Here is a 12,832-nt window from a genome sequence, read left to right as displayed (position 1 = left end):
GCGGCCGATTTCGGTTGCGAACGGCGGGGTGTTGGGGCCTGCGGCCCCGTTTTCGGGCGTGTCCTGTCAGCTGTCAGGTTGACCCCGATCCTTCCCTGCGGCCGGTATTTTTTGCCGGCCGTAGCCCGGAATTATGGCCGTTCGCGGCCGATTTCGGTTGCGAACGGCGGGGTGTTGGGGCCTGCGGCCCTGTTTTCGGGCGCGTTCGGCAGCGTGCGGGCACGGTTCCTCGCAGACACCGCGATGTCCGTGCTCTGGGTTGTCGCTTCGACTGCGCGGTGGGCTCGCCGATACCACCGGAACTGGCGCTATCCCGAATCGGCCCGATGACGTGTCCCGCCGCCCGCCTGCCAGGCCTGCGCCGGAGTGCGGTCGTTCAGTGCCATATGTGGGCGGCGGGCGTTGTAGTAGCTGGCGAACAGACTCAATCGGGCCGGTAGCGTGCCCAACGAGGGTGGCACCAGTATTTCAAGCTCACGCTTGAGGGTGCCGAAGAACCGCTCGATGCGCCCGTTCTGCCACGGACAGCCCGGGGCGCTACGCTGATGGCGGATGCCGAGCCAGCGCAGCGCGAACCGGAACAGGGCGCTGGTGAACATGGCTTCGTTGTCGGTACGCAGTGCGCGGGGAATGCCGTGGCGTTCACAGGCATCGAGCAGCGCCCGCAGGATCGTAATCGATGTTTTCCGCCGGAGGCACCGCAGCGAGAGCAGGGCGCGACTGCCGTGGTCGAGCAGGCCGAAGACGAGGTGGGTCTCTCCGGTTGCGTCGGTGAGACCGGTCAGGTCGGCTGCCCAGGTGTCGTTGACGGGCAGTGGTCGCGGCCCGCACGCTCGCCATCGTCGGCGTTGCCGGGCGATGGCCGGCGCATGCTGTTTCAGCTGCTTCCAGACCCAATCGTGGCTGACGGTGACGCCACGCGAGGCGAAGCGGCGATTGAATCGACCGCTCAGGCGGCGGCAACTGGCGAGCGCCTTGGGTGTGCGCGCAGCCAGCCGGATCAGGGCGGTCGTCGCCCATGCGGGCTTCTTGCCGGCAACGGCCCGAGGGGCGTTGCCCGGACTGAGGGCAACGGGTGTCGGATGGCGCCGGAACGGGCGATGGACGCGATGCCGCGCAGGCCACTCGTCGGCAAGGCGGCACAGCCAGACGTAGAGGAACAGCAGCAGGAATGCCAGGGAATGCACTGGGGAACTCGGATTGTGCTTCCGGGGTTGATCCTGCGCCGCAGGACGAAGGTTTAGCGCGCGGCCCCTAAACCATCCCGCACGCTCCCGGATTGATTTCTTCTGATGGCCCGTAAAGGGCAGGGCAAGTCGGGTTCTCCGGGCCGCCGCGTCTGAATCGTACGAGCTGCACTACGACGCCGCCGGCCGTGAGGTCTCGCGGTTCCGCTACCACGACGGCGTCGGCTACGTGTACCGCAGCGCGTACGACCTGCGCGGGCAGAAGGTGCTGGAGTTCCACCGCGAGCAGCTGGGCGGCAGCGGCCGGGGCGTATCGAAGGCGTACACCTACGACGTGGCGGGCCGGCTGGTGGAGACGCGCGGCTACTTCGCCAGCGACGCGACCCGGCGGGTGAGCTACCGGGAGGGCGCCGAGGAGATCTACTGGGACCTGCAGATCGGCGGCTGGCTCAGTGGCGCGGAGCAGTTCAGCTTCGATGGCGACGGGCGGTTGGTGAGCCAGACGACCCGGGGCCGCCCGGACGGCGACTGGTGGCAGGCGTTCGGCACGCCGCTGGAGGGCCCGTCGGGCAACCAGCGTACCGACCTGGGGGTGCTGGATCTGCGCAGCGAGGTGCTGTACACCAAGGCCGACGGCAGCAGCGGCTACGACGTGCTGGGGCGGCTGCAGAGCTACCGCTACCGGGGCCATGACATCGGCTGGGCGACGCACACCTACACCAGCACCTGGCAGGGCTGGGGCAGCTACCAGGAGCGCACGGTCACCGGCAGCAGCAGCAACCCCGACTACAAGACCACGACCAACACGCTGACCTACGACGGCATGGGCCGGCTGCTGAGCCAGCGCGAGAAGACCAACGACGACAACGTCGACGACCGGATGCGCTACTACGCGTACACCGGCGACGGCCAGGTGCAGCGGCGGCGCGAGGGCCGGATCGAGGACGGGGTGTTCCGCCAGGACGACCCGAACCAGCCGAACAACCCGAAGCCGAACTACCTGTTCGTGCATGCCGGTGGCCAGCAGCATGCGGAGCTGAAGGAGGGCGGCCAGATCCGCACCCGCTACGGCAGCCGCGGCGATCAGACGCAGCTGCAGGGCCTGGGCGGCAGCGGCCGTTACGAGGCCGGCGGCGGCAAGGTGACAGTGCTGGCGGGGGAGACGTTGCGCGGCCTGGCGCAGCGCGTCTACGGCACCCCGCAGCTGTGGTACGTGCTGGCCGACGCCAACGGCCTGGGCGACCCGGACACCCCGCTGACCGCGGGCACCCAGCTCAACGCCCCCAGCACCCGGGTCAGCAGCAACGACGCGAACACGTTCAAGCCGTACAACCCCAGCGAGGCGATCGGCAACACCGCGCCGGGCTTGCCGTACATCACGCCGCCGCCGAAGAACAGCTGCGGCACGTTGGCGATGGTCATCATGGTGGTGGTGATCATCGTGGTGAGCATCTACACCGCCGGCGCGGCTTCAGGTGCGGCCGCGGGCGCGGGCGCCGGCACAGGTGGTGGAGCGGCGGCCGGAGGTGCGGCAGCCGGAAGCACGGCCGCGGCCGGTGGCACAGCGGCCAGCACGTCGGTCTGGAGTGCGGGCGTGAGTGCGTTCGCAGGCGGTGGCGGTGTCATGACGACGGGCACGGCGGTCATGTCCGCGGGTGTCGGCGCCTTTGCCGGCAGCGTCGCCGGCCAGGCGGTGGGCAGCGCCATGGGCGTAACCAGCTTCAACTGGCGGAACGCCTTCGTGGCCGGCGCCAGTGCCATGGCCACGGCCGGCCTGGGCGCGGCGATCCAGGGTGGCCAGCTGGGCACGTTGGGCAAGACGCTCAACGACGCCACCTGGGCGCGGGCGGCGGCCACTGCGGTCACCGGCAATGTCACCAGCTACGCGGCCAGTCGGGCGCTGGGGATGGAGGCCAGCTTCAGCTGGCGCAGCGTGGCGGCCAGCGCGGTCAGTGCGGCGATCAGCACCAAGCTGGGTGATGCGATGGGACTGAACCCAACCCCGGACGTCGGTGGCAGCGGCTCATTCTGGAAGGACATGGGCAACGGCCTGATCGGCGGCACGGTGGGCTTGCACACGCGGCGGGCGTTCGGGTTCGGCGATGACATCAACTACCGCAACATTGCGGCCGATGCATTTGGCAATGCGTTGGGGAATGCGGCGGTCAGGAGAATGCAGCGCTGGCAAGGAGGTGCCGCAACGGCTCAGGGTGGCGTCAATGGTGGTGTGTCCACAACGTATGCTAGCGGCGACTTCGGCCCCGATCCGGTGGGCAGCGGCCCGTCTCCGACAGCAGGATCGGCCGCCTCAGCCGACCGTCGCCGCAGCAACGCGATCGGACCGATCTACGATCCGAATGTGCCTACGCTTGACACGCTGGTGGTCACGGCGGACGAAGGACAGAACCGCTGGTACATGTCGATGTGGGACTGGGCGCAGCGCTATCACCAGCCCGGCCCACCGACCACCGGCAATCGGGCCGACCTGGTGCGCTACTGGAGCGACAGCCACCAGCGCTTGGCCCCGGACTACAACAGGTGGGTGGCGGACAGTTACCCGGCGGGCAGCCTGAACCGGACCAGCGGGCCGGGCCGTTACATGAGTGCGGCGGAGTTCGATGCGGCGTGGCGAACGACAGGGTCAACGGCGTGCTGAACCGCGCCTTCGGGGCGGCTGATGGTGTCTTGGCTGCAGGCCAGGAATGGCTGCACTCACTGGTGGACGGTGTGGATGGCGTGGGCAGCACCACCCATTCACCGGTGTTGCGCGGTATCGCGGCCGGCGAGTACGCGCTGATCCAGATGGTCGACAAGGTGGGGTCCGGCATTCTTGGGGCCGGGCGGTTGGTCGTGAATCAGGAGATGGGAACATCGGCGGTTCTGGGCGTCATGGATGCCGTGCAGAATCCGATGAAAACCGCCAGCCGGGCGTGGGCGAACTGGTCTGGCCTGGATGATCGCCAGCGGCTGGAGGATGCCTCGGCAATGCTGTTCGGGCTGGGGCTTGCGCCTACCCGGGCCGGCCGGGTGGGGCCGGTCGACCGTTCGGTCTCCACGGCCTATGCTAATAGTGTTGCAAACGCGGAAGCAGGTCTGGCACGACGCGCTGCGATTCGTGACGTATTTACCGACGCAAATGGAAAACTTTTGTCCTCGGTTGAGCGTAGAGGCATCAAATTCACCATCCGAGGTGTTGAATCGCAGGGATTCGAGCTTGGCGGTGCGGTCAAATACAGGGGGAACCAAGGTGTGGACCTGTGGTTTACCGGCTCTGGCAACAACGTTGGTAGATACGCGTTGGCTGAGGCGAAGGCGTCCACGAGTCTGTCCTCGCTATCAGTTGATGCCGCCGGTATTCGACAAGGTAGTTTCGAATTCTTCAATACACGTTTGCAACGTGGCGGTCGCCTCGACCTTCAAAGCGAACTGCTTAGTGGAAATGTCGACCTGTATGGGGGGTTCTCAGGGCCGATCGTTAGAGGCAGCTTCCCGCAAGGTAGACTGTTCCAATTCGACCCCCTGATTTATTACACAGACGTAAATTTCAGGCTTACCCCAGGCGCAGCAACCTTAGTTAAGTAGAAATGTGATGAAAAAACCGAATCAGCAGCAGCAGGTCTCGAAGCGGCAAGAAAGTGGGCGGCGAAGAACCAGCCGGCGTGGGTTGTTCGGGGCCTGTCGACGGCGCTCATGAACTATCTGTCTATTTCGCTTGCCGAGAGCGAAAACATGGAATCAGCCCTGACTTGGATGCGAACACGTGATGTCCCATCGATCCTAACGAGCTACGTCGAGAACCTGCGCGCTACGGTTTCGTCAGTTGAGCGAGGAGCGGCGCCGGCGGCCATTTTGGGTGGGAACTATCAGTACATAGTTTTTGCTCACCTCGGGAGTCTGATGGGTGAGTTAGAACATGAAGCCTTTCTCTCATCGATCGCGGCAGACGAACGAGTGCTCTCGGCAAGCACTCCTTTTTGGAGGGAATACGCCTTGACGCTGAGCTGCCTGCGTGAAGGACGGGCGCATGATGTGAAGCTAGAGGGGCTAAATGCTCTTGAGAGTAGTTTGGCAACATACATTCCTTTGATGCAAGACGGTCAGGCTGGTCGAGATATGACCTCGTCGCTGACTGAGATTGATCGCGCGTTTAGAGATAGGAATCAAGATCCGTCAGTTTCAGATGACAGCTATGAAATCGAAGGATCCGGTTCTCAATCAGTCAAGGTTGATTTCAGGAAGGCCGCTTTGCTGATCTTGATCGGGCGACTTCAGTCGACGAGGTAGTTGCAAACACGTCTGAGCTTGCCACGCAGTCTGCTCTGGTCGGGAAATATGCGCGAAGGACAGACATCAGTTTTTGACATGCTTCTGTGGTCAATGCGACTTTCCAAGATGTGCTGTCTGTTGTCCGCACGGGGGCGGTGTTGTTGATGATGAAAGTGTTCGACCTGTTCCGTCGCCGCCGTCCTGGCGAGCCGCGTTCCGACAAGGAGCGCAGGCATGTCTTTTCGGCACCGGCCCACGCCGAGGCGCCTTGGCTGTCGCTGTCCGGTGAGCAGGACACCGCGGAGGGCCGCTGCAGCGCCTGCTGGTGCTGGTGCGTCCGAAGGCGCCGTACGTGGACTGGGTGCGCCGCACGACGGGCGACAAGGCCTTCACTTTGGCGCAGGCGCAGCGGGAGGATCTGCGCGCCTATCTGGTGCCGACCTGGGACTGGGATCTGGAGGAGGGAGAAGATTTCGTTGCGCAACACTGGCAGCACTTCTTCGCGCAGGCGCTGGAGGATTGGGAACTGGACCGGTCGCGCTGGCCGAAGCAACGGACCCCGGCGATGTTCCGGGGGTGGTTCGAGGTGACCGTATGCTGCGGCGTGCTCGATCTGGGCGGGCATCCGGGCCAGGAAGACTGAGACGCCCCTGGACTTCTTCGGCCACCGGGCAGCCCTGCAGCGCCGGGGCGCAGGTGTACACGGTGCGGGGAGGTCTCGCGGTTCCACTACCACAGCATCGGCACCGACAACCCGCCCGTACGCAACACGAGCGTGAACCTGGCGGACCGTTCCCTGGACATCGGGCGCAGCTTCAGTTTCACCGTGCCGGCCAACCTGTTCACCGATCCGGATGAGGACCAGGTCCACCTGCAGCCATCGCTGGTGGAGATGATCAGCAGGGACGACGACGATGTTCCGATCCCCGACTCGGTGAACTATCTTCCGCTTCCGGCCTGGCTCCATTTCGATGGCAACCGCACCTTCAGCGGGACCGTGCCGTCGGAGCTTTCGCCCGGCAAGATCGTCATCCGCATCAAGGGCGTGGACTCGCGCGACCGGGTCAGTGCGGCGGACGAGTACAAGATCGGGGCGGCGGGTGTCGGCACCGACGGCGACATCACCCTGCACCTGAACACCTTCGTCAATGCGCCCCCTGTCTACAACGACGGCAGCCTGCCCAACCGCACCATCAAGCATGGCACGGCGGTCGATTTCGCCCTGCCGGCGGGCGCGTTCACCGAGCCCAATGGCGATGATCTGACCTATGCCGCGCAGGTCCTGGTCGGAGGCAACTGGGTCAGCCTGTCGAGCATCGGCCTGAGCATCAATTCCAGCACGGGCCGGATCAGCGGCACGCCTTCCAATCTCATCCAGACCAGCTTCAGTGCCCGGATCATCGCCTCCGATCCGCAGGGCCTGCCGGCCACGGGCACCTTCACGTTCAACGTGACCAATACGCCGCCGACGGTCGCCACCATCCCGGTGCAGACGGTCAGCCGCAACATCGCGGCCAACCTGGACCTGGCGCCGTATTTCAACGACGTGAACAAGGACACGTTGACCTACAGCGTGGTCAGCGGCCTGCCCAGCGGGCTGTCGTTGAGCGGCAGTGGAAAGATCACCGGCAGCACGGGCGTGGCGCTGGGCGATTACACCGTCAAGGTCAAGGCCAGCGACGGTCGCGGGGGCAGTGTCGAGGCGACCTTCACCCTGCGGGTGTCCAACAAGGCGCCGGTGGCGCCCACGATCCCGAACCAGACGGCGGCCGCGGGCACGTCGTGGAGCTATACGATTCCGGCGTTCACCGATCCCAACGGCGATGAATTGACGTACCAGGTCAATGAGGCTGCGCTTCCCTCATGGATGAGTTTTAACCAAACCACCCGCAAGCTCAGCGGCACGCCAGGCCCGGTGGGCAGCTGGACGGTCACCGTGACGGCCAGCGACGGCACGGCCACGGCCAACAGGTCGTTCGTGGTCAGCACCCCGAACGTGGCGCCGGTGGTGTCCAATCCGATCGCAAACAGGGACGTCAGCCGCAACGTGAACTGGTCGTTCACGGTGCCGGCCAACACCTTTACCGACGTCAACGGCGACACGTTGACCTGGTCGGCCTCGGGGATGCCGACGGGGATCACCTTCGACCCGGCGACGCGCAAGTTCAGCGGCAAGGCGACCGCGCTGGGCAGCAAGACGGTGACGGTGACGGTGGAGGACGAGCACGGGGCCACGCGCAGCACCACCTTCACGATCAGCGTGGTCAACGATCCACCCAAATACACGGCCGGCAGCCTGCCCAACCGCACCGCCCAGATCGGGCAATCGGTGTCCTGGGCGCTGCCGTCGGGGGCCTTCACCGACCCCAACAGCGACCCGCTGTCGTACAGCCTGCAGGTGCTGGTCCCGGAGTACTACGAGCACTACCGGTACGTGAACGGCGAACCGGAGCTGCGGCTGGTGCCGGCGCAGTGGGTCAACGCCTCCCGGGTGGGCCTGAGCATCGCCTCCAACGGGACCATCAGCGGGACGGCCGGCACGCTGTCGTGGCGGCAGACGGCGGATGACTATCCGTACCCGATGCCGGATGGGGTGGCGTACGGCTACAGCCTGCGGATCGTGGCCAAGGATCCGAGCAACGCGTCGGCGCAGGGCGCGTTCACTCTCGCCGTCAACGCGGCGCCGGTGGCCCCGAGCCTGCCCAACAAGAGCATCAAGTCGGGGCTGGCGTGGAGCTATGACTTCCCGGCCTTTACCGATGCCAACGGCGACACCCTGACCTATACCGTGACCGGCCTGCCGGCGGGGCTGTCACACCCCGGTGGGACCAGCCGCAGGATCAGCGGCACGCCGACCGCGTCGGGGACGTTCACGGTCAAGATCACCGCCGATGACGGCAACGGTGGGAAGACCATCAAGAGCTTCACCCTGACGGTGCAGGCCAACACCGCGCCGTCGGCGCCGACGATCCCGAACCAGACCGCGACCAAGGGGCAGCCCTTCAGCTACACGGTGCCGGCATTCACCGACGCCAACAACGACCCGTTGACATACACGGCGACGGGGCTGCCGCCGGGGCTGTCGTTCAACGTCACCACGCGGGTGATCAGCGGCACGCCGACCACGACCGGTACCTACAGCAACGTCAAGATCACCGCCGACGACAAACGCGGCGGGGTGACGCCGAAGACGTTCACCATCAGCGTGGTGTCGGCGCCGCCGCCGAACCGGCCGCCGGTGGTGAACCGGCCGCTGCCGGACCAGTTCGCGACGACGAGCATGTACTTCGACTACACCTTCCCGGCCGATACCTTTACCGACCCGGACAACAACCCGCTGACCTACACCCTGAGCGGTCAGCCGTCATGGTTGCAGATCGACGGGCGTCGTCTGCACGGCCAGCCGTGGAGCACCGGGGAGCAGGTGTACACGGTGCGGGTGACGGCGAAGGACCCGTCGGGTCTGAGCGTGTACGACGAGTTCAAGCTGACGGTGTGGCGGGACGACGTGGATCCGTGGTCGACGCAGTCGGTGCAGTCGTTCCAGATGGGGGCGGCGCTGGCACCGGAGGGCGAGGATGAGCTGTCGGCACCGGCGATGGAGCCGATGCAGGCGCCGCTGAGCGGATCCACGCCGTACCAGACGGTGGAGCAGTGGTTCAGCTACGACGCGGAGAACCGGATCCGGATCCACAACGGCGCGCTGGTCAACGGCCGGATCGTGGTCAAGACGCCGGCGGTGAACGACCCGGGGTCGCTGGAGTCGTACGAGCTGCACTACGACGCCGCCGGCCGTGAGGTCTCGCGGTTCCGCTACCACGACGGCGTCGGCTACGTGTACCGCAGCGCGTACGACCTGCGCGGGCAGAAGGTGCTGGAGTTCCACCGCGAGCAGCTGGGCGGCAGCGGCCGGGGCGTATCGAAGGCGTACACCTACGACGTGGCGGGCCGGCTGGTGGAGACGCGCGGCTACTTCGCCAGCGACGCGACCCGGCGGGTGAGTTACCGGGAGGGCGCCGAGGAGATCTACTGGGACCTGCAGATCGGCGGCTGGCTCAGTGGCGCGGAGCAGTTCAGCTTCGATGGCGACGGGCGGTTGGTGAGCCAGACGACCCGGGGCCGCCCGGACGGCGACTGGTGGCAGGCGTTCGGCACGCCGCTGGAGGGCCCGTCGGGCAACCAGCGTACCGACCTGGGGGTGCTGGATCTGCGCAGCGAGGTGCTGTACACCAAGGCCGACGGCAGCAGCGGCTACGACACGCTGGGGCGGCTGCAGAGCTACCGCTACCGGGGCCATGACATCGGCTGGGCGACGCACACCTACACCAGCACCTGGCAGGGCTGGGGCAGCTACCAGGAGCGCACGGTCACCGGCAGCAGCAGCAACCCCGACTACAAGACCACGACCAACACGCTCAGCTACGACGGCATGGGCCGGCTGCTGAGCCAGCGCGAGAAGACCAACGACGACAACGTCGACGACCGGATGCGCTACTACGCGTACACCGGCGACGGCCAGGTGCAGCGGCGGCGCGAGGGCCGGATCGAGGACGGGGTGTTCCGCCAGGACGACCCGAACCAGCCGAACAACCCGAAGCCGAACTACCTGTTCGTGCATGCCGGTGGCCAGCAGCATGCGGAGCTGAAGGAGGGCGGGCAGATCCGCACCCGCTACGGCAGCCGCGGCGATCAGACGCAGCTGCAGGGCCTGGGCGGCAGCGGCCGTTACGAGGCCGGCGGCGGCAAGGTGACGGTGCTGGCGGGGGAGACGTTGCGCGGCCTGGCGCAGCGCGTCTACGGCACCCCGCAGCTGTGGTACGTGCTGGCCGACGCCAACGGCCTGGGCGACCCGGACACCCCGCTGACCGCGGGCACCCAGCTCAACGCCCCAGCACCCGGGTCAGCAGCAACGACGCGAACACGTTCAAGCCGTACAACCCCAGCGAGGCGATCGGCAACACCGCGCCGGGCTTGCCGTACATCACGCCGCCGCCGAAGAACAGCTGCAATGCGGTGGCGATGGTGCTGATGGTTGTGGTGGCCATTGTGGTGTCTGTCGTGACCTACGGTGCCGCGACCGGCTACTTTGGGGCGTACTTTGGTGCGACCGGAACGGCGATTGCGGCGGGTGCGACGGCGGGGGCTGCAGGAGCTGCTGCCAGCAGCGCGGTCGGCAGTGCCACGGGCGTGACCAGCTTCAGCTGGCAGGGTGTGGCAGCCGGCGGTATTACTGGCGCGATCACGGGCGGTCTGGCTTCCCAGTTCGGGACGGTAGGCGGCGCCCTGTCCGGTGCGCCGCAATGGGGCAAGGCCGCGGCCCTGGCCGTGGCCAATGCCGGCGCCAACTATGCCGGCCAGAAGTTGGCCGGCATGGACGTCAGCTTCAGCTGGAACAGCATCGCCGCCAGTGCGGTGAGCAGCTTGGGCGCGGCCAAGATTGCACCGATGGTCGCCGGCAAGCTGGACTTGAAGACTGACTTTGCCAACGACTTCGCCTACGGCATGACCGGCGGCATGGTCAGCGCGGCAGTGCGTTCGTCGTTCGGGCAGACACTGCACCGGTCGGATTACGGCACCGTGGTCATGGATGGGTTCAGCAATGCGCTTGGAAATGCAATTGGACGCGACACTGATCGATGGCTGGCCAGTCGTGCCGGGGCCGGCACAGCAGCCATGGGCGGCGTCAATGGCGGCGTGTCCACGGCGTATGCCAGTGGCGACTTCGGCCCCGATCCGGTGGTCACGGGGAACGGCCCGGCAACGGGCGGAACGGCCGCTGCCGACCGCCGCCGCAGCAACGCGATCGGACCGATCCTGGCGGAGACCTACGATCCGAATGTGCCCACCCTGCATTCGGTCGTAGTCACCGCCGACCGGGCCCAGAACCAGTGGTACATGGATATGTGGTCGTGGTCGCGGCGTTACCGGCAGCCGGGCCCACCGACCAGCGGAAACCGGGCCGACCAGGTGCGCTATTGGAGCGACAGCCACCAGCGCTTGGCCCCGGCCCACCAGCAATGGATCGCGGGCAGTTACCCAGCGGGGAGCCTGAACCGGACGTCAGGACCAAGCACCAACCCATACCTGGCCCGGTACAACGCCATCAACGGCGCGCTTGAGCGCATGGCCGCCCCGGTGATGAAGGTCCGTGCCTGGGCAGATGGCAAGTTGGGCTTCATCGAGCAGAAGGTGCAGGGTTGGGGCGACTTCAACACCGACCTGTCCACCCATGCCGGTGACTATGCAAGTTCGGCCGCTGGTGCTGGCGGCTACGCGGCCCTGGGTGCGGCGAACCGCACTGTGGCCGACATCGTGCAGGGGGGCATTGGGCTGGGACGGCTGTTCACCAACACAGACCGGCTGGCTTCCACGCTCGACGCCGTGGGCACCGTGCTATCGCAGAGGCCGTCAGATACCGTGGCGCAGGCTGTGGATGCCTGGAATGGCATGACGCCACTGGAGAAGAAGCAGGCGGGCGTGACGGCACTGGCCGGACTTGCGGCAGGCACCAGCCGACTTGGACGGGCAGGGGGCGTGGATCGTAGTGTGTCGACGGCTTATGCTCGGAGTGTTGCAGACAGATTGCCAGCTAGCTCCATGAACAGCTCCAGTTTGGGCTGGGGCATTGAAAAGGCATCCCCGGAGCTAATTGCGAATGTGAGCAGTCGTCGCCAGGTAGTCTTTGCCAAGCCGGGGTCGAGTGACATGGCCTATTTGGATTGGATGCAGGCGGAGGCTAATGTTGGTGGCAAGTCCTTTACCCACATCTTGCTTCGCGAGAATCCTAGTAAGGCAGCGGTTCTCGAGGAGTTTTTGCATGGCACCCAGGCCAGAATTGGAGTCGTTGATCGTCTCGGAACGAGCGGTTTCGGCAGTGCCGAGACTCATGTCAAAGATTTCATGATTCGCCACCAGTCGATGCTTGGATTAAGCAGCGAGGACGTTGTGATCCTTAAGCAGCTCCGAGATGCTGGTCTATAAAGGGATATCAAATGAAATTTGAGATGAAGATTCTGAATGTATTTCGCTTGTCCAACGGGCGCACGGTTCTTGGTGGCCTAGTAGCCAATCACCCCCAGCTAATAAAGGCGTGTGACTGTGAACTTATCTCCGAAGAAGGCGTTAGGCAGCGCATTAGCTTGGAGGGTGAGCAGATCGTAAAGAAAATATCGACCAACGATCTGCGTGCACTTGCCACTGTTGAGAATGTCATGTTGACAGAGGAGGAGGCGCAGTCTGGTAACTGGCGACTTATATGCACTGACAATGGTTGATGTCCTGTCAGCTGTCAGGTTGACCCCGATCCTTCCCTGCGGCCGGTATTTTTTGCCGGCCGTAGCCCGGAATTATGGCCGTTCGCGGCCGATTTCGGTTGCGAA

At 65.5% G+C, this 12,832-nt stretch carries 8 protein-coding genes; 7 read left to right on the top strand and 1 reads right to left on the bottom strand.

The window, feature by feature from the left end; genetic code table 11:
- Positions 1–308 precede the first annotated feature (308 nt).
- Complete coding sequence (locus tag FKV23_RS08740) at positions 309–1,187, bottom strand: integrase core domain-containing protein (RefSeq protein WP_167285120.1); 879 nt, start codon at positions 1,185–1,187, stop codon at positions 309–311.
- Positions 1,188–1,416: 229 nt separating this feature from the next.
- On the opposite strand from FKV23_RS08740, the gene FKV23_RS08735 reads away from it, so the two are divergent.
- The 7 genes from FKV23_RS08735 to FKV23_RS08705 all read left to right on the top strand — a co-directional run bounded on the left by FKV23_RS08735 (position 1,417) and on the right by FKV23_RS08705 (position 12,727).
- Entirely contained in the window at positions 1,417–3,843 is a 2,427-nt protein-coding gene (locus tag FKV23_RS08735; protein WP_141623509.1) for a LysM peptidoglycan-binding domain-containing protein, read from the top strand.
- Positions 3,813–4,769, top strand: coding sequence for a hypothetical protein (locus FKV23_RS08730; RefSeq protein WP_141623508.1), 957 nt, complete (start codon positions 3,813–3,815; stop codon positions 4,767–4,769). Before FKV23_RS08735 ends, FKV23_RS08730 begins: the two co-directional genes overlap by 31 nt.
- Before the next feature lie 108 nt (positions 4,770–4,877).
- Positions 4,878–5,471, top strand: a complete 594-nt coding sequence (locus FKV23_RS08725; protein ID WP_141623507.1) for a hypothetical protein — start codon at positions 4,878–4,880, stop codon at positions 5,469–5,471.
- A 307-nt stretch (positions 5,472–5,778) separates the two neighbouring features.
- Positions 5,779–6,096, top strand: coding sequence for a hypothetical protein (locus FKV23_RS08720; protein ID WP_167285122.1), 318 nt, complete (start codon positions 5,779–5,781; stop codon positions 6,094–6,096).
- Positions 6,097–6,228: 132 nt separating this feature from the next.
- Positions 6,229–10,482 carry a putative Ig domain-containing protein gene (locus FKV23_RS17340; protein ID WP_141623505.1) on the top strand — a complete coding sequence of 1,418 codons (4,254 nt, stop codon included), beginning with the start codon at positions 6,229–6,231 and terminating at the stop codon, positions 10,480–10,482.
- A complete protein-coding gene (locus FKV23_RS17335) occupies positions 10,425–12,434 on the top strand; it encodes a hypothetical protein (protein ID WP_208543128.1) in 2,010 nt (669 codons plus the stop codon). The genes FKV23_RS17340 and FKV23_RS17335 overlap by 58 nt, the downstream gene beginning before the upstream one ends.
- A gap of 11 nt (positions 12,435–12,445) precedes the next feature.
- Entirely contained in the window at positions 12,446–12,727 is a 282-nt protein-coding gene (locus FKV23_RS08705; RefSeq protein WP_141623504.1) for a hypothetical protein, read from the top strand.
- Positions 12,728–12,832 lie beyond the last annotated feature (105 nt).

It is taken from the genome of Lysobacter alkalisoli (assembly GCF_006547045.1).
GTDB lineage: Bacteria > Pseudomonadota > Gammaproteobacteria > Xanthomonadales > Xanthomonadaceae > Marilutibacter > Marilutibacter alkalisoli.
Note: the sequence above shows the minus strand (reverse complement) of the source record. Positions and strands in the feature narration are given on the sequence as shown.